This is a genomic window from Pantoea sp. Ae19-2, assembly GCF_059801205.1.
Window position 1 is genome coordinate 4,253,150 of sequence record NZ_JBCHWE010000001.1, and the last position, 17,842, is coordinate 4,270,991.

14 protein-coding genes are annotated in these 17,842 nt (G+C 55.8%); 7 read left to right on the forward strand and 7 right to left on the reverse strand.

All coding sequences use genetic code 11. The annotated features are described in order from the left end of the window. Positions 1-1,469: 1,469 nt before the first annotated feature. Complete coding sequence (gene glpD, locus AAIE03_RS19525; RefSeq protein WP_014604841.1) at positions 1,470-2,975, reverse strand: glycerol-3-phosphate dehydrogenase; 1,506 nt, start codon at positions 2,973-2,975, stop codon at positions 1,470-1,472. Between the two features lie 226 nt (positions 2,976-3,201). Between glpD and glpE the strand changes: the two genes are divergently transcribed. The 5 genes from glpE (at position 3,202) to malQ (ending at position 9,815) form a co-directional block, all read left to right on the forward strand. Then, positions 3,202-3,528, forward strand: coding sequence for a thiosulfate sulfurtransferase GlpE (gene glpE, locus AAIE03_RS19530; protein ID WP_014604842.1), 327 nt, complete (start codon positions 3,202-3,204; stop codon positions 3,526-3,528). A 29-nt stretch (positions 3,529-3,557) separates the two neighbouring features. Then, positions 3,558-4,376 carry a rhomboid family intramembrane serine protease GlpG gene (glpG, locus tag AAIE03_RS19535; RefSeq protein WP_013027532.1) on the forward strand — a complete coding sequence of 273 codons (819 nt, stop codon included), beginning with the start codon at positions 3,558-3,560 and terminating at the stop codon, positions 4,374-4,376. Between the two features lie 39 nt (positions 4,377-4,415). Then, positions 4,416-5,174: a DeoR/GlpR family transcriptional regulator gene (locus AAIE03_RS19540; protein ID WP_013027531.1), complete on the forward strand. Its 759-nt coding sequence runs from the start codon at positions 4,416-4,418 to the stop codon at positions 5,172-5,174. Between the two features lie 153 nt (positions 5,175-5,327). Beyond that, positions 5,328-7,733: a maltodextrin phosphorylase gene (gene malP / locus AAIE03_RS19545; RefSeq protein WP_498563141.1), complete on the forward strand. Its 2,406-nt coding sequence runs from the start codon at positions 5,328-5,330 to the stop codon at positions 7,731-7,733. Between the two features lie 9 nt (positions 7,734-7,742). Then, entirely contained in the window at positions 7,743-9,815 is a 2,073-nt protein-coding gene (malQ, locus tag AAIE03_RS19550; RefSeq protein WP_498563142.1) for a 4-alpha-glucanotransferase, read from the forward strand. A gap of 37 nt (positions 9,816-9,852) precedes the next feature. Here malQ and nfuA read toward each other — a convergent pair whose 3' ends face one another. Both nfuA and gntX read right to left on the reverse strand, forming a co-directional pair. Further along, positions 9,853-10,428: a Fe-S biogenesis protein NfuA gene (nfuA, locus tag AAIE03_RS19555; protein ID WP_013027528.1), complete on the reverse strand. Its 576-nt coding sequence runs from the start codon at positions 10,426-10,428 to the stop codon at positions 9,853-9,855. Positions 10,429-10,486: 58 nt separating this feature from the next. Next, a complete protein-coding gene (gene gntX, locus AAIE03_RS19560; RefSeq protein WP_498563143.1) occupies positions 10,487-11,167 on the reverse strand; it encodes a DNA utilization protein GntX in 681 nt (226 codons plus the stop codon). A gap of 34 nt (positions 11,168-11,201) precedes the next feature. On the opposite strand from gntX, the gene bioH reads away from it, so the two are divergent. Together bioH and AAIE03_RS19570 are read left to right on the forward strand one after the other, a co-directional pair. Beyond that, positions 11,202-11,978: a pimeloyl-ACP methyl ester esterase BioH gene (gene bioH, locus AAIE03_RS19565; protein WP_014594791.1), complete on the forward strand. Its 777-nt coding sequence runs from the start codon at positions 11,202-11,204 to the stop codon at positions 11,976-11,978. 169 nt (positions 11,979-12,147) lie between these two features. Beyond that, positions 12,148-12,417, forward strand: coding sequence for a YdgH/BhsA/McbA-like domain containing protein (locus AAIE03_RS19570; RefSeq protein ID WP_026021071.1), 270 nt, complete (start codon positions 12,148-12,150; stop codon positions 12,415-12,417). Here AAIE03_RS19570 and AAIE03_RS19575 read toward each other — a convergent pair whose 3' ends face one another. From AAIE03_RS19575 to yjbE, 4 genes are all read right to left on the reverse strand, one after another. Next, positions 12,418-14,103, reverse strand: coding sequence for an alpha-amylase family glycosyl hydrolase (locus AAIE03_RS19575; RefSeq protein WP_498563144.1), 1,686 nt, complete (start codon positions 14,101-14,103; stop codon positions 12,418-12,420). 282 nt (positions 14,104-14,385) lie between these two features. Then, a complete protein-coding gene (locus AAIE03_RS19580; protein WP_498563145.1) occupies positions 14,386-16,710 on the reverse strand; it encodes a Tex family protein in 2,325 nt (774 codons plus the stop codon). 99 nt (positions 16,711-16,809) lie between these two features. After that, positions 16,810-17,286 carry a transcription elongation factor GreB gene (gene greB / locus AAIE03_RS19585; RefSeq protein WP_014604849.1) on the reverse strand — a complete coding sequence of 159 codons (477 nt, stop codon included), beginning with the start codon at positions 17,284-17,286 and terminating at the stop codon, positions 16,810-16,812. Positions 17,287-17,449: 163 nt separating this feature from the next. After that, positions 17,450-17,698, reverse strand: a complete 249-nt coding sequence (gene yjbE, locus AAIE03_RS19590) for an exopolysaccharide production protein YjbE (RefSeq protein WP_014604850.1) — start codon at positions 17,696-17,698, stop codon at positions 17,450-17,452. Between the last annotated feature and the right edge of the window lie 144 nt (positions 17,699-17,842).

Genomic DNA, 17,842 nt, shown 5'->3' on the forward strand with positions numbered 1-17,842 from the left:
GTGCAGGCGGTCGGGTTAAGGGGCTCGCGCCAGCCCCTTAACAATCCCGGCGTCCGGCAGCAGCCGCCGCTGTACCTTCGTCACTCACTGCGGCCTGACGGACCGTCCGGATGCGCCATCCCTGGCGCAGCCGTCCTCGTCGCGGCTTCCGTGCCGCGACGTCCTGGCCTTCGTTCTCTCCTCAGCGCGGCGGATGCCTTCTGAAAACCCCCGCCTGTGAGGGCTTATTCCTCATTGGGTTTGGCTCTGCCTGTGAGGCGGTGAGCATACCGTTATGCTCTGAGCAGGTTCCGCCCGCCAGGCACCGGGGAGTTTCAGCCTGTCCGTGCAGGCGGTCGGGTTAAGGGGCTCGCGCCAGCCCCTTAACAATCCCGGCGTCCGGCAGCCGCCGCTGTACCTTCGTCACTCACTGCGGCCTGACGGACCGTCCGGATGCGCCATCCCTGGCGCAGCCGTCCTCGTCGCGGCTTCCGTGCCGCGCCGTCCTGGCCTCCGTTCTCTCCTCAGCGCGGCGTATGCCTCCGGAAAACCCCTGCCTGTGAGGGCTTATTCATCATTGGGTTTGGCTCTGCCTGTGAGGCGGTGAGCATACCGTTATGCTCTGAGCAGGTTCCGCCCGCCAGGCGCCGGGGAGTTTCAGCCTGTCCGTGCAGGCGGTCGGGTTAAGGGGCTCGCGCCAGCCCCTTAACAATCCCGGCGTCCGGCAGCCGCCGCTGTTCCTTCGTCATTCACTGTGGCCTGACGGACCGTCCGGATGCGCCATCCTTGGCGCAGCCGTCCTCGTCGCGGCTTCCATGCCGCGCCGTCCTAGCCTCCGTTCTCTCCTCAGCGCGGCGGATGCCTCGAGCAAACCCTCGCCTGTGAGGGCGTATATTTTTCCCAAAGGCCTGCTTTGCCTGCTTGTTGTGAACATGCGCAATCAGAACTGAAGACAGGAAGGCCTGACGAAAATGAAAAAATGAACAGCAATAAGCTGTGATGCTTTTCTGGCATCTGAAGCGATGTTTTCTGACATCTGAAGCGATACAGGCATTGGTTTTCACACAGTTATCAAAGCGGGGGAGTTGGGCCGGCCTTCCCGTACCGCTGAGCGGATGCAGGATTTCCGGATGAGCCGACAGGACGTCGGCGAAAGTCAGGCCGCGCCAGGGATGGCGCGTCCGGGCGGTCCGGCAGAAATCCTGAAGCAGCGAAGGCACCGCGCAGCGGCGGGTGGGCAGGACGGGAGCCGGGGGTCAAGGGGCCGCGGCGACTGGCGGCCCCTTGTCGGTCGCCCGCACGGGGCGGACTGAAACTGCCCGCCGCCTGGCGAGCGAAACCTTCTCAGAGTTACATAACTGGATGCCGCTCAGGCAACCAACCAAAAGCCACGTTCATGCAATGAACCTTGACACGCCGCCGCTAAGGCAAAAAAAAGCGGCACAACAGGCCGCAACCTGTTGCACCGCGCTTTCAGCGCTGACGCGCGACTACGATGCCAGCGACAGCGTAGGCTTCGCCTTAGCCGCCAGCCATTCGGCAATGCGTGCCTGCTGGGCTTCGTTCAGCCACATACCTTGCTTGGTACGGCGCCAGATAGCATCATCCACTTCACGCACCCACTCATGCTGCACAAGGTAACGTAACTCCGCCTCATAAAACTCATGACCGAAGTTTTCACCCAGGTCTTCCAGCGATGTCGCGTCTTTAAGCAGCACTTCGGTGCTGCTACCGTAAGTGCGGGCGTAGTGACGTGCCATGTTTTCAGTAATGAACGGGTAACGGCGGCGCAGGCTGGCAGCGTAATCGTCGCTGCTGCCGGAAATATTACCGCCGGGCAGCACGCAGTTTTTAGTCCATGCTGCGCCCGCATCAGGATAATACTTCGACAGCTTCTCCAGCGCATGCTCGGCCAGTTTACGGTAAGTCGTTAATTTACCACCGAAAACGGACAACAGCGGCGTCTGACCGTTGTCATCGCGGACATCCAGGGTGTAATCGCGAGTGATCGCCTGCGGCGAATCGGACTCGTCATCACAAAGCGGACGCACGCCGGAATAGGTCCACACAATGTCGTCAGGCGTCAGCTGCTTTTTGAAATGGCCGTTGTACACCTTCAGGATGTAGTCGATTTCATTATCATCAATAGCGACGCTTTTCGGATCGCCTTTGTATTCCACGTCGGTGGTGCCGATGATAGAAAACTCATCCATCCACGGAATAACAAACACAATACGGTTATCTTCGTTTTGCAGGATATAAGCCTGCTTCTCATTGTGAACGCGCGGCACCACAATATGGCTGCCTTTGATCAGGCGAATACCGTAAGGCGATTTCAGCTCCAGGCCATCGTCGAAGAACTGCTTAACCCATGGACCGGCGGCGTTGACCAGGCCTTTGGCCTGCCAGGTGAAGGTTTTGCCGCTGTCGATATCCTCAGCTTCTACCATCCACAGGCCGTTCTCACGCCATGCGCGAGTCACGCGAGTGCGGGTACGCACCTCACCACCATGTTTAACCACTTCCTGCGCATTGAGTACCACCATTCGGGCATCGTCCACCCAGCAGTCGGAATACTCAAAACCGCGCTTAATTTCAGGCTTAAGTGCAGACTCTGCACCAAAGCTCAGGCTTTTACTGCCCGGCAGGCTCGTGCGCTTGCCCAGGTGATCGTACATAAACAGGCCAGTACGGATCATCCACGCCGGACGCAGATGCGGGCGGTGTGGTAAGCGAAAGCGCATTGGGAATGCGATATGGGGTGCCATCTTTAACAGCACTTCGCGCTCGGCCAGCGCTTCGCTCACCAGACGGAATTCATAATGTTCAAGGTAGCGCAGGCCACCGTGAATCAGCTTTGAGCTGGCGGAAGAGGTCGCGCAAGCCAGGTCCCGCGCCTCTAGCATTAACACCGACAGTCCGCGTCCTGCAGCGTCTGCTGCGATGCCAGCACCGTTGATGCCGCCGCCGATAACGATCAGGTCTTTGGTTTCCACGTTGTCTCCTCCGATGTTCGGAATAGTTCACTTATGTTCGTTTTCGAGCATAATCATAATCGCAAACCAACATTGATGCCAGTATTTAACCACCTAAAAACAATTTTGCGTGATATGGATAACATTATCTGGGCGCAAAGGTGAATAGCCGTAGTGATTGTCAGGTTATTGGCGAGGATTATCAGGTTACACTAGACGTCATTTTGATGATGTTATGAGAGACACCATGGAAACTTACCAATGTATTGATGTTCATCAGGCTCAACAGCGGCTGGCACAAGGCGCAGTAATGGTGGATATCCGCGATGCGCAAAGTTTTGCTCTTGGTCATGCCAACGGCGCCTTGCATTTATCGAATAACAACCTTAATGATTTTATCAGTTCAACCGATACAAGCCTGCCGGTGCTGGTAATGTGCTATCACGGCAACAGCAGTAAAAGTGCAGCGGATTATCTGCACGCCCAAGGATTTACCACTGCTTACAGTATTGATGGCGGGTTTGATGCCTGGCGCGCCGCCTTCCCTCAACAGGTGACCAGTGGCGCTGAGTGACTGGTCAGGCGTAACACGGAGAGTGAGTAATGCGCATTACCCAATTTAACCAGCCGCGCATGGCGCAGGCTTTTGTTGACTATATGGCAACGCGCGGCGTGAAATTGCGTATTGAACGTGAAAGTCATTACGTCATTATGCTGGATGATGAAAGCCAGCTTTCGATGGTCGAAAACGAACTTCAGCAGTTTGTGCGCGATCCCAACCATCCGCGCTACCAGGCGGCAAGCTGGCACAGTGGTAAAACCGACAGCGGGTTGCGCTATGAGCGAAGCAATATCTGGGCAAACATCCGTGAGCGTGCCGGGCCGTTGACCATGGTGGTTATGTTTGCCTGTATTGCGGTATTTGTGCTGATGCAGGTACTGGGCGATCGTACCGTAATGTACTGGCTGGCGTGGCCAGATGCCGATCAACATTTTGAGATCTGGCGCTGGTTCAGCCATGTGCTACTTCACTTTTCACTGTTGCACATCCTGTTTAATCTGATGTGGTGGTGGTATCTCGGTGGAGCCGTAGAAAAACGTCTGGGCAGCGGTAAGCTTTTTGTTATTTTTATCATTTCTGCACTGCTCAGCGGCTGGCTTCAGTCGAAATTTAGCGGTATCTGGTTTGGCGGCCTGTCCGGTGTGGTCTATGCGCTGATGGGATACTGCTGGCTGCGCGGTGAACGCGATCCCGACAGCGGTGTTTATCTGGAGCGTGGGTTAATCGGCTTTGCACTTGTCTGGCTGGTGGTGGGCTGGTTTGGTGCATTTGGTCTGGCTATCGCTAACGCAGCACACGTTGGTGGCCTGCTTGTCGGACTGGCAATGGCGTTTGTCGACACACGCAAGCGTAAACGGTAGTCACAACGAATAAGAATAAGCCCGAAACAGGAGAGGAATGTGAAGCAGACGCAACGTCATGACGCCATTATTGATCTGGTTCGGCGTCAGGGATATGTCAGTACTGAGGAGCTGGTCGATCATTTCGAGGTCAGCCCACAAACGATTCGTCGTGATTTAAACGACCTTGCCGATCAAAATAAAATTCAGCGCCACCACGGCGGCGCAGCCTTGCCTTCCAGTTCAGAGAATACCGCCTGGCAGGATCGCAAGATGATGTGGTCAGCTGAAAAAGCGCGTATCGCACAGCGGGTGGCCAGCCAGATACCGGACGGGGCGACGCTGTTTATTGATATCGGTACCACACCAGAAGCCGTGGCACATGCGTTGTTAAACCATAGCGATTTACGCGTGGTGACCAACAACCTGAACGTGGCAATGCTGTTGATGGGCAAGCCAGACTTCAGGGTCATTATCGCCGGTGGAGAAGTGCGTACGCGTGACGGCGCAGTCATGGGGGAAGCGACGCTGGACTTTATTTCACAGTTTCGTCTTGATTACGGCATCCTCGGGATCAGCGGCATCGATATGGACGGATCGCTGCTGGAGTTTGACTACCACGAAGTCCGTACCAAACGCGCCATCATCGAAAACTCCCGCTGTGTCATGTTGGTGGTAGACCACTCGAAATTTGGCCGTAATGCGATGGTCAATCTGGGCAATATGAGCCAACTTGACTATCTCTACACCGATAAGATGCCGCCTAACAGCATCATGAAAGTTATTGAACAGCATGAGGTTCACCTCGAACTCTGCTGAAACCTGCACGCCAGTCAGATCACTGGCGTTTTTCAAACCTGCCTGTCGCTTTTTTCTCCACTCGCGTATTTAATTAACATGGCCGCCAGCAATATGGCTGGCCCATGCGCATTCCATTTTTGCTTTACCCATATGGATACAAAAGGGAGTGATATGCCACAGCAGAAATTCAACAAATCCCGTTTTCAGGCTGCGTTAACCCGCCACTGGCAGCATCTTGGTTTCTCCTCCGCAAAACAAATGACGCCACACCAGTGGTGGCAGGCACTGAGTGCCACGGTCAACGAATTGCTCAACGCCCAACCGGCGGTCCGGGGCGCGCAACCCCAGCGTCACGTTAACTATCTCTCAATGGAGTTTCTGCTGGGGCGCCTTACAGGAAATAACCTGATGAATCTGGGGTGGTACGACGAGGTCAAATCCCTGCTGGCGGAATACCAGGTTGAGTTAAGCGAATTACTGGAAGAAGAAGTTGATCCGGCATTGGGGAACGGTGGCCTGGGCAGGCTGGCTGCCTGTTACATGGACTCAATGGCGACGGTTGGGCAGCCCGCTACCGGGCACGGGCTTAACTACCAGTACGGTTTGTTTCGCCAGCGTTTTGCAGAGGGGAAACAGGTCGAGGAACCCGACGACTGGGCGCGCGAGACGTACCCCTGGTTTCGGCATAACGCCGCGCTGGATGTCCGCGTCGCGATGGGCGGAAAAGTCATTAAGCAGGATGACGGGCGTAAAGTGTGGGAGCCCGCCATTTATCTTCGTGGAGAAGCCTGGGATTTACCGGTAACAGGTTATCGCAATGGCGTCACCCTGCCGTTGAGGCTGTGGAAAGCGACCAGTGAGCATCCCTTTGACCTGACCCTGTTCAACGACGGTCAGTTTTTGCAGGCTGAGAAGCAGGGGATTGATGCCGCCAGCCTGACCAAAGTGCTCTATCCCAATGATAACCATCCACAGGGCAAACGCCTGCGTCTGATGCAGCAGTATTTCCAGTGTGCCTGTGCGGTGGCCGATATTTTGCGTCGCCATCATCAGGCGGGGAGAAGCATTCATGCGCTGCCTGATTTTGAGGTCATTCAGCTTAACGATACGCATCCCACTATCGCCATTCCGGAGATGCTGCGCCTGCTGCTGGATGAGCACCAGCTAAGTTGGGACGAGGCCTGGCACATCACCAGCCGCGTGTTTGCCTATACCAATCACACCTTAATGCCCGAAGCCCTGGAGCGCTGGGATGAGAAGCTGATACGCAGCCTGCTGCCGCGCCACATGATGATCATCAAAGAGATCAACCGTCGCCTCAAACAGCAGGTTAAACAGCGCTGGCCTGATGACAAAGCGCTTTGGAACAAACTGGCTGTGGTCGCCGAGGGGCAGGTCAGAATGGCTAATCTTTGCGTTGTCAGTGGCTTTGCGGTGAATGGCGTGGCTGAACTGCATTCCGGGCTGGTCGTGACGGATCTTTTCCCCGAGTACCATCAGCTCTGGCCGCAGAAGTTTCATAACATCACCAACGGCATTACGCCGCGCCGCTGGATAAAGCAGTGCAATCCTGCGCTGGCTGGCCTGATTGATGACACCCTGAAGCGTGAATGGGTCAACAACCTGACCGCGCTGCAGGGCCTTGAGCCTTACGCCGACGATCCCGTTTTCCGTGAGCGCTTTCGCGCGGTTAAGCAACACAACAAAGCGCGGTTAGCCACCTATATTGCTCAGCACACCGGCATTGTGGTTAACCCAAACGCGATTTTTGACGTGCAGATCAAGCGGCTACATGAATATAAACGTCAGCATCTGGGTCTGCTCCATATTCTGCACTGCTATAAAAACGTCCGCGACAACCCCAATGACGCCAGTATCATTCCCAGAGTGTTTCTGTTTGGGGCAAAGGCGGCACCAGGCTACTACCTGGCAAAGAACATTATCTATGCCATTAACAAGGTGGCAGAGGTGGTGAACAACGATCCGCTTGTCGGCGACAAGCTGAAGGTGGTCTTTATTCCGGATTACCGCATCACGGCCGCCGAATACCTGATTCCCGCCGCCGATCTGTCAGAGCAGATTTCCACCGCAGGCTATGAAGCTTCCGGCACCGGCAACATGAAACTGGCCCTGAATGGCGCGCTGACTATCGGCACGCTGGATGGCGCCAACGTGGAAATTGCGGAGCAGGTAGGGGCAGAAAATATCTTTATTTTTGGCAATACCGTGGATGACGTTAAAGCCCTCAAGGCCGGAGGCTACAAACCGCAAAAAGTCCGTAAGCACAACAAGGAGCTGGATGAACTGTTGAGATCACTGAAAAAAGGAACGTTCAGTCATGGCGATAAGCATGCATTCAACCTAATGTTGGATAGCCTGACAAAAAATGGCGATCCCTGGCTGGTGCTGGCGGATTATCAGGCCTATATCGATGCGCAGAAACGGGTTGAGGCCTTGTGGCGCGATCGGGAAGCCTGGACGCGCGCGGCCATTCTCAACACGGCGCGAACCGGTATTTTTAGTTCGGATCGGTCGATTCGGGACTATCAACAGCGCATCTGGCAGGCGCAACGCTAAGGAATTGCGATGAAATCCACTTCACTTGATAAAGCCGCCCAGGCGGCGGGAATAGCGCTCACGTATTTCGATGCGAACGGTGAACCTGAAGCCATCAGCGATGATACCAAACGCGCCTTACTGGGCATAATGGAAAACCCACAGAAAGCCGGTAAATCTCCGCTGCCCCCCGTTGTGGTTTTTAGCGGTAATCGTAAACGCGAGCTGACGCCTCAGATGGACGGCAGCTTCCGCTGGCAGTTGCAGACAGAGAAAGGCAAAACCCTTAGCGGAACCCTCGAAGGCGGTGCGCCCTTTAAACTGCCTTCGCCTCTGGGGCAGGGTTATCACCAGCTGACCTTGAGCAAGGGCAAGCGTGAGTGGCAGACGCGCGTGATCGTGACACCGCGCCGTTGTTATCTGCCACCGGCCTTGCGCGCCGGAGAGAAACGCTGGGGGGCGCTGGTTCAGCTTTATACCGTGCGTTCAGAGAAAAACTGGGGCATCGGTGATTTTGGCGATCTGGAAATGTTGCTGGAGCAGCTTGCCGCACGCGGCGGCGACTTTGTTGGCCTGAACCCGTTGCATGCGCTCTATCCGTCCAGCCCCGCTTTTGCCAGCCCCTACAGTCCTTCATCGCGCCGCTGGCTGAATATTATTTACATCGATGTGGCACAGGTTGCCGATTTCCAACAAAGCAGCGCGGGTCAGAAGTGGTGGAAAAGTGCCAAAACCCAAAAGGCGTTAAAGCAAGCCCGTGAAAGCGAATGGGTGGATTATGACGCGGTTATGGCACTGAAAATTGCGGCATTACGTCACGGCTGGGCCCGGTTCCAGTCGCGCGATGCGCAAGACGCACAGAAGCAGCAGTTTGCGGATTTCATCCAGCAGGGGGGCGACAGCCTGCGCTATCAGGCGGCCTATGAGGGTCTGCAGGCTGAAATGCAGGGGAAAGGTGCCACGCACGCGGGCTGGCCGGCCTGGCCTGAGCGCTGGCGTAACAGTCAGTCTTCTGACGTTCAGGATTGGTGCGCGCAGCACGCGGATGAGATTGCCTTCTGGCAGTGGTTACAGTGGCTGGCACAGCAGCAGTTCTCTCAGTGTTGGGCACGGAGCCAGGCGCTGGGCATGAGCGTGGGGCTGTATCGTGATTTAGCGGTCGGTGTGGCCGAAGGCAGTGCCGAAACCTGGCACGATCCGGAGCTGTACCGCCTTAAGGCATCAATCGGCGCGCCGCCTGACAGGCTGGGGCCGTTGGGGCAAAACTGGGGGTTGCCGCCAATGGATCCTCACGTCTTGCAGGCCAGGGGCTATCAACCATTTATCGATATCCTGCGCGCCAATATGCGTGACTGCGGGGCGCTGCGTATTGACCACGTCATGGCTCTGCTGCGCCTCTGGTGGGTTCCGGCAGGTGAAACGGCGGATAAAGGCGCCTACGTCGCTTACCCTGTGCACGATCTGCTTGGCATTCTGGCGCTGGAAAGCCAGCGTTTGCGCTGTATGGTGATTGGTGAGGATCTCGGTACGGTACCTAAAGAGATCGTCAGCCTGCTGCGCGACAGCGGCGTGTTTTCCTGGAAAGTCTTGTGGTTTGAGCAGGAAAAACAGGGGAATTACCGTGCCCCCCAGGCCTATCCACGCCAGTCCATTGCCAGCGCCAGTACGCACGATCTACCCACGTTGACCGGCTTCTGGAGTGCAGGTGATTTAGAGCTTGGCGAGAAAATCGGGCTTTATCCAGACGGGCAAATGGTACAGAACCTGCAGCAGCAGCGGATGAAGCAAAAACAGGCCTTACTGGATGCTCTACATAAAGCGGGAGCCGTACCGTCGCGCAGCGCAAAGCGGGCGGATGCTCTGGCGATGACGGCCGAACTGAATCAGTCCGTTCACCGTTTTCTGGCGGGCACGAACAGTGCGCTGCTGGGGCTACAGCCGGAAGACTGGCTGGGGATGACGACGCCGGTGAATGTGCCGGGAACGGTCGACCAATATCCCAACTGGCGGCGCAAGCTCGCGCAGCCGCTGGAACGCATTTTTGCCGACGATAACGTGAATAAACTGCTGGAAACCGTGACTAAACGACGCAAGGCAGGATAACGGATGCGCGCGACAGCCGGGCTGTCGCGCGTAAACATCAGTAGAAAGAGTGCTCGCCACGCTGATGTTCGGTGATATCGCGCACGCCTTTCAGCTGCGGGAACGCCGCCAGCAGTTCTTTCTCAATGCCGTCTTTAAGGGTGACGTCGATCATCGAACAGCCGTTACAGCCGCCGCCGAATTGCAGAATAGCAAAACCGTCGTCGGTGATTTCCATCAGCGAAACGCGACCGCCGTGGCCTGCCAGCTGCGGGTTAATCTGAGCCTGTAACAGGTACTCAACACGCTCAACCATCGGCGCATCATCGGAAACTTTACGCATTTTGGCATTAGGCGCCTTGAGCGTCAGCTGCGAACCCAGGTTATCCGTTACGAAGTCGATTTCAGCGTCTTCCAGATAGGGCGCGCTCAGCTCATCCACATAGGCTGACAGCTTTTCAAATTTCAGTTCAGTATCTGTCGCTTCTACCGCATCCGGCGGGCAGTAGGACACACCGCATTCGGCAGTTGGCGTACCCGGGTTAATCACGAATACGCGAATCTGGGTGCCATCTTCTTGTTTGGATAGCAGTTTTGAAAAATGCTCTTGGGCAGAATCAGTAATTCGGATCATGTCAGTTGCTCAATAGTTGACTAATTTAGTTGGTTATAATACGCCCATCATTCAGGCTCTACAAGGTACGGCACAGGCACCACACTTGCACGCTGGCTGCGCCTCGCCCCTGTAACAGGCGGCTGATTTCTCTGACCGTGCTGCCGGTCGTCACCACATCATCGATTAAGGCGATATGGCGTCCGTTAACATCCGTTTCAAGGCAAAACGCACCGCGTAGATTGCGGCGCCGCTGACGGGCACTCAACTGATGCTGAACGGCGCCGGCGCGCTGACGGGATAACGCCAGGCTGAATTCACACTCCAGCCAGCGTGCCAGCGGCGTTGCCAACAGGGCCGTCTGGTTGTAACCGCGCCGCCAGCAGCGTCGGGCATGCAGCGGAACACACATCAGTAAGTCGGGACGAACGGTCTGTCCTCTGCGATACGCATTGAGCCAGCTTAGCAAAAGCAGCCGGGCCAGCATCACCCTGAGTGCGGTAATACCCGAAAATTTTAATTGATTCACCCATGTGCTGAGCGGGGGCTGATAGTGGCTGACGCAGATTAGCGCCTGCCAGGGCGGCGGTCTAAGCAGGCAACGACCGCAGGGCAGGGCATCGGATGCGGCAGGCAGGCCGCAGCACGGACACAGTGACGGCAGCCGTGGTAGCTGGCGCAGGCAAATGCTGCAGAGTCCATGCAGGGCAATCCGCAAGGGTAACTTACATAGCCAACACAGGGCGGGCATTGGTAGCATAGTGACCTCCTTATCAATCATGGAATAGTAACGGATGAGCTCACTTTACTGGCATACCTGTGGCGAAGGAGATGACGATCTTGTGCTGCTGCACGGCTGGGGACTGAATGCGGAAGTGTGGCAAAACATTGTGCCGCGACTCAGCGCACAGTTTCGCCTGCACCTGGTGGATCTGCCTGGCTATGGTCGCAGCCGCGGGTTTGCTGCCCTGTCGCTGGAACAGATGGCGCAGGCACTGGTGCCCTTTCTGCCGCCTCGCGCCATTGTGCTGGGGTGGTCGCTTGGCGGGTTGGTCGCCACACAGCTGGCGTTGAGCGAGCCAGAGCGGTTACGCGCCCTGATTACGGTGGCTTCTTCGCCCTGTTTTACGGCCCGCGATGACTGGCCGGGTATTGCCCCCTTAACCCTGCATAACTTCCAGCAGCAGCTCAGTCACGATTTTCAGCGTACCGTCGAGCGTTTTCTGGCGCTGCAGACCATGGGAACGGAAACCGCTCGGGCGGATGCACGTAAGCTCAAGGAGGTGGTATTGTCGCAGCCGATGCCAGACGTGGACGTGCTCAATGGCGGCCTGACGATTCTGAGCGACGATGACTTGCGTGACAGGCTTACGGCCATTACGCTGCCCTTTTTGCGGATGTATGGCGCGCTGGATGGTCTGGTGCCGCGCCGGATTGTGCAGCAACTCGATCCGCTGCTGCCCACGTCGCCGTCTGTCGTAACGGACAAAGCGGCACATGCCCCCTTTATTTCGCACCCGGATGCGTTCTGCCAGCACATTGTTTCATTTATCAGCAAATTAGACAGATAACCCTGGCCGTTACTGGCAAATTTCTGCGCAGCGGCAATACTTCATGAGTGAGCAAGGCCGCTGCACTTCTATGCGATTAGTCAGGGAGATGACTATGCCGTTCGATATAGCCTTAAGCGATTTGCGGCTGCTTACATCTCAACAATGGATCATGAATGAGGGTAGACAAATGAAGGTTATGAAATGGGTTGTTGCATCAATGATGATGGGCGCAGTGTCATTCTCTGCTCTGGCGGCGAAAGAAGTCACCAAAGAAGAAGTGCAGAAGATGCATCTGACCAAAATCGGCACCGTAAATACCACGGCCGAAACCACGTCGCCGATGGATGCCAAGAAGAAGCTGTCAGAGGCCGCTGATGAGAAGGGTGGCAAATACTTCCTGGTGATCGCGGGTCGTGAGCACGGTAAGTTCAGTGCGACAGCGGAAGTGTACAAGTAATTATCGTAGCCACATGAATTGCCAGGCATCCAGCGTTACTGGCTGGGTGCCATCAATTTTCTCACCGCTTACCACATCCTGAAAAAGATGCGCCTCCGGTAACGGGGCTTCAATCTGCCTGCCACTGAGATTAAACACACACAGTAATTCATCACCGCCGTTATGCGAATAACGCTTCATGATGAGCAGGGCATTATCGCTCTGAAACAACGTCAACGGGTTGTCGGGATGAAAGGCCGTCTGGCGTCGACGCTGCTGAATCAGTTTGCTCAGCCGGGTATAAACCTGATGGCGTAAGCCGTCGCTGTTCACCAGTGCGTCTTCGATAGCGGAGAGCGAATATTTTTGCCGGTTAATGGCCCGGTTATGGCCTGCCTCACGTACGCCGTCATAGTCATTACGCGATCCCAGGATGCTTTGAATATAGACGGCTGGAACACCCGGAAAGGCCAGTAAAATAGCATGCGCCAGCATAAAGCGTTTGAGGCGCGTTTCGTCGTCATCGCCTTCACGGTTAAGCGCGTCGAAATAGGTCACGTTGATTTCGTATGGGCTGGTGCTGCCGTCAGGATTGTTTTTATAAGAGATCAGCGCCCCCTCCAGTGCCAGATCGCGCACCAGCGCCGTGATCTCCACCTCCGATAAAATCCCACGTGCCGGATTAAGACCTATACCATCGTGCGAGGCCAGGAAGTTAAAAAAGGTTGTATTGCCATTGCCCACCTGCAGGGTGCTGGCCCATTGACGCAGAGCGCGAGCCGATCCGGTGTGGATGGCATGCAGCACCAGCGGCGGCAAGGAAAACTGATACACCATCTGGGCTTCGTCTTGCCCGTTCCCAAAGTAGCTGATGTTGTCTTTGTGCGGCACATTCGTTTCGGTGATGATGACGGTGCCGGGTGCGACCACGTCGGCAATGGCGCGAAACAGTTTGACCAGCAGATGCGTTTTTTCGAGGTGAATACAGTTCGTGCCCGGCGTTTTCCACATGTATCCCACCGCATCCAGTCGCACATAGTCCGCGCCACGTTTCAGATAGTCGAGTAGTACCTCTACCATGCGCACCAGCACCCTGGGACGGGCAAAGTTAAGGTCAGTCTGATCGGCACTGAACGTGGTCCAGACAAAGCGGATTTCACCGTTTTCCAGCGTAAAGGGGGTGAGCAACGGTGACGTTCTTGGCCGCGTGACCGCGCTGAGGTCGGTGGTGGGCGGCAGGCTGATAAAAAAATCATCCCAGCCTTCATCCTGAGCAAGATAATGTTTAAACCACGCACTATGCGCTGACATATGGTTACAGACAAAGTCGAACATCAGGCGCGTTTCCTGATGCAGTAAGGCAATGTTCTGCCAGTCGCCACACAGTGGATCGACCTGATGGTAGTTAATGACCGAAAAGCCATCGTCAGACGAATAGGGATAAAACGGCAGGAGGTGCACCAGCGGAAACGTGGCGTGCAAATGCTGCTGGTAGAAACGTGAAAAGGTGTTGAGTGTGGGTTTGCCCGGCTCGCGGAACTGATCGGCATACGTAATCAGCACCACGTCCTGCTCATCCCAGTGGGCCTTTCTCGGCAGCTTAGTGGTGTCACGGGCTTCAACGATCGTGGCGAGCAGGCGTTCGCGCATAGCCTGAGGAAAGGCATCGGCATAAATCTTATCGATTAAAGCAGTGATCTTTTCCATTATCAAAGGGTGCCACAGCAGGTGTCGTTATTATGACGGGCGTCTTTTTAGCGTAGCGTCAGGGCGGGGATTTTCAACTCAAACGTGCCAGGTCGGCCTGAAAAGCCAGTGCAAAGCAGCAGGCGTGAAGCCCCACATCGGCAACCGCGCCCGCGTCAGAAGGTAAACAGGGGCGGCCTGGAACGTTTTTTCTGTTCAGATAAAACGAGCGACCAGCGAGAGAAGGATGACAGTCACCTCCTTCTCCATGACAGGGATAAGAGGTGACTGCGTGGTGCGTAACTAGCGTTTTTTACCGAATGCCGCCGCCAGCGCGTCGCCCATGGCGCTGTTGCCTGCGGGCTGGCTGGCAGGACGTGCGCGGCCTTTGTTCGCGGCCGGACGTTTTTCTTCGCGTGGCGCACCGCTCTTAGCGCCACGCGCGTTGCCTTCTCCCGGCTGCTCGTCAAGGCGCATGGTTAAGGCAATGCGCTTACGTTGCAGATCCACTTCCATCACTTTAACTTTAACGATGTCGCCCGCTTTTACGACCTGATGAGGATCTTCCACAAACTTGTCCGACAGCGAAGAAATATGAACCAGGCCATCCTGATGCACGCCAATATCAACGAACGCACCAAAGTTGGTGACGTTGGTCACGGCGCCTTCAAGTACCATGCCTGGCATCAGGTCATTCAGGGTTTCCACGCCTTCGGCAAACTGTGCCGTTTTAAACTCAGGACGGGGATCGCGGCCCGGCTTTTCCAGCTCTTTCATGATGTCGGTCACAGTCGGTAAACCAAAGCGGTCGTCTGTGAAGTCCAACGCTTTCAGGTTACGCAGGCTGGTGGGATTACCCATCAGCTCACTCAGCGCCTGCTCGGTCGCGGCCAGAATGCGTTCCACCACCGGATAAGCTTCCGGGTGCACCGTCGAGGCATCCAGTGGATTATCGCCGTTGTTGATGCGCAGGAAGCCAGCGCACTGCTCAAACGCTTTAGGCCCAAGACGGCTGACCTTGAGAAGCTGCTGACGGTTCTGGAAACGGCCGTTTTCATCGCGCCAGCCAACAATATTTTGTGCCATCATGCGGGTTAACCCGGCCACGCGCGTCAGCAGCGGTACCGAAGCCGTGTTGAGATCGACACCGACAGCGTTCACACAGTCTTCCACCACCGCATCCAGTTTTTTTGCTAGCTGGCTCTGGCTGACGTCATGCTGATACTGGCCGACACCGATCGATTTCGGATCGATTTTCACCAGTTCGGCCAGTGGATCCTGCAGGCGACGGGCGATCGACACTGCGCCACGCAGTGAGACATCCAGATCCGGAAATTCCAGCGCAGCTAATTCAGACGCGGAGTAGACTGAGGCGCCCGCTTCGCTGACGATCACTTTCTGGGCGGTGACCTGGGGAAACTGTTTTTGCAGATCCAGAAAGAAGCGCTCGGTTTCACGTGAGGCGGTGCCATTACCGATGGCGACCAGTTCCACCTGATGTTTCACGCACAGCGCCGCGACCGCTGCCGCCGCCTTGGCCGTTTGCCCGGTATGCGGATAAACTGTATCGGTGGCGACCAGCTTGCCGGTCGCGTCAACCACAGCAACTTTCACACCGGTACGCAGGCCGGGATCCAGGCCCATCGTGGCCCTCATGCCCGCAGGTGCCGCCATTAACAGGTCGTGCAGGTTAAGGGCAAAGACGTTAATGGCCTCGTCTTCCGCACGCTCGCGAACGGTACCCATCAGCTCGGTTTCCAGATGCAGCATGACTTTGATGCGCCAGGTCCAACTGACCACGGCCTTGCGCCAGCTGTCAGCCGGTGCGTTATTCAGTCGCAGATTCAGGTGTTCCGCAATCAGGGTTTCACCGTGGCTTTCGCGCGGTGGCTCATCAAACTGCGGATCGGCATTCAGCGACAGCTGTAAAATACCTTCATTACGACCGCGCAGCATGGCCAGCGCGCGATGCGAAGGGACGCTGTGCAGCGGCTCATGGTGATCGAAGTAGTCGCGGAATTTCGCGCCTTCTTCCTCTTTGCCTTCCACCACGTTTGAGACCAGATGGGCATTTTTCCACAAATAGTGGCGGACTTTAGCCAGCAGGGCGGCATCTTCAGCAAAGCGCTCCATCAGGATATAACGCGCGCCATCCAGCGCCGCACGAACGTCAGCGACACCGTTATCCACATTCACATAGCCTGTTGCCAACTGCTCAGGGTCCTGTGAAGGATCCTGCCATAAGGTATCGGCCAGGGGTTCCAGCCCGGCTTCAATCGCGATTTGGCCACGCGTACGGCGCTTAGGCTTATAGGGCAGGTAGAGGTCTTCAAGTTCGGTTTTGCTGAGGGTGGTATTGATGGCATTCGCCAGATCGTCGGTGAGTTTTCCCTGTTCCTCTATAGATTTCAGGATGGCCTGCCGACGCTCGGATAATTCACGCAGGTAGCTGAGGCGGGTTTCGAGCTGGCGGAGTTGTGTATCATCCAGGCCGCCCGTCACCTCTTTACGATAACGTGCGATAAACGGCACGGTATTCCCTTCATCCAACAGGCGGACGGCCGCATCAACTTGCTCAGGGCGCGCCTGTAGCTCACTTGCAATTAGCTGGCTAAGAACATTCATCATCGGACTATTATGCTTTCTGGGTTGAGAAATAGCCGATAGTTATACGGATTGATGGCTGAAATTGCCAGAGAAGCGGCCTGCTTTCAGCGATATTCTGAATCAGCCTTCAACATAGCTAATTTCATTGACATACCAGCATGCCGGGCCCGCTGGCGTTTCTACTACCGCCGCGTCGCCGACGGCCTTTTTTAACAGCGCCCGCGCCATGGGCGAGTCAATTGAGATGTAATCCTTGCGGCCAAAAATCTCATCGTAACCCACGATACGGAAGCGCTTCACATCGCCGTCATCGTTTTCGACTTCAACCCAGGCGCCAAAAAATACTTTGCCATCCTGCTGGGGTGAATAATCCACAATGCGCAGTTGCTCAATGCTCTTGCTCAAATAGCGCACGCGGCGGTCAATTTCACGCAGGCGTTTCTTATTGTATTGATAATCCGCATTTTCGCTGCGGTCGCCGAGGCTGGCGGCCCAGGTCACTTTTTTGGTGACTTCAGGTCGCTCTTCACGCCACAGGTGATCGAGTTCAGCTTTTAAGGTGTTGAAACCTTCTCGGGTAATCAGTCGGGTTCTCATGGTACAAGCCGGTCAAATCGAAAGAGGATCAGTGTAAAGCAAATCGTGCGTGGCGAAAAAGAGGTGGGAAAAGGGTTTTTTACCTGTTAAAAAACCCTTATACGGCGATGACAGAGAATGGGGCTGTCATATCCAGAGCGGTGCGGTTCCGTGGCGGCAGGAATTACTTACCGGCTTTGGTCGAGGTGGTCGTCGAGGTGCTGCTGTTGGTGCCGTCACCGCCGCCGCCGCCAGCCGTTGCCAGTCCAACGCCCAGCAGAGCGGCGACTGCGCCAATACCAATCGCGTTGGAGTTACCCTGAGCGGTGGTCGTTGCCTGTGCGCCCGCGGCTTCACCGGTTGCGGTTGCGGCATAAGTCTGACCGACGCTGGCCAAAGCCAGTGCGCTCAGCAGTAAAATCGTTTTTTTCATTATGGTTTCCCCGTAAAGCGGCAAGTTGGTGTCGCTATAGTGTGGGTGAAATCCATTGGGCCGCAAAGCGGGCTTTACTGTTTGATTTATCTCTCTTTACCTGCAGATGGCCTTGTTCGGGAGGCTTCTCAAACTAATCCGAGA

Coding starts and splice junctions, on each gene's coding strand:
- AAIE03_RS19575 (WP_498563144.1), bottom strand. CDS start 14,103: ATGGAAAAGATCACTGCTTTAATCGATAAGATTTATGCCGATGCCTTT.
- yjbE (WP_014604850.1), bottom strand. CDS start 17,698: ATGAAAAAAACGATTTTACTGCTGAGCGCACTGGCTTTGGCCAGCGTC.
- greB (WP_014604849.1), bottom strand. CDS start 17,286: ATGAGAACCCGACTGATTACCCGAGAAGGTTTCAACACCTTAAAAGCT.
- malQ (WP_498563142.1), top strand. CDS start 7,743: ATGAAATCCACTTCACTTGATAAAGCCGCCCAGGCGGCGGGAATAGCG.
- malP (WP_498563141.1), top strand. CDS start 5,328: ATGCCACAGCAGAAATTCAACAAATCCCGTTTTCAGGCTGCGTTAACC.
- nfuA (WP_013027528.1), bottom strand. CDS start 10,428: ATGATCCGAATTACTGATTCTGCCCAAGAGCATTTTTCAAAACTGCTA.
- bioH (WP_014594791.1), top strand. CDS start 11,202: ATGAGCTCACTTTACTGGCATACCTGTGGCGAAGGAGATGACGATCTT.
- glpE (WP_014604842.1), top strand. CDS start 3,202: ATGGAAACTTACCAATGTATTGATGTTCATCAGGCTCAACAGCGGCTG.
- gntX (WP_498563143.1), bottom strand. CDS start 11,167: ATGCTACCAATGCCCGCCCTGTGTTGGCTATGTAAGTTACCCTTGCGG.
- AAIE03_RS19580 (WP_498563145.1), bottom strand. CDS start 16,710: ATGATGAATGTTCTTAGCCAGCTAATTGCAAGTGAGCTACAGGCGCGC.
- AAIE03_RS19570 (WP_026021071.1), top strand. CDS start 12,148: ATGAAGGTTATGAAATGGGTTGTTGCATCAATGATGATGGGCGCAGTG.
- glpG (WP_013027532.1), top strand. CDS start 3,558: ATGCGCATTACCCAATTTAACCAGCCGCGCATGGCGCAGGCTTTTGTT.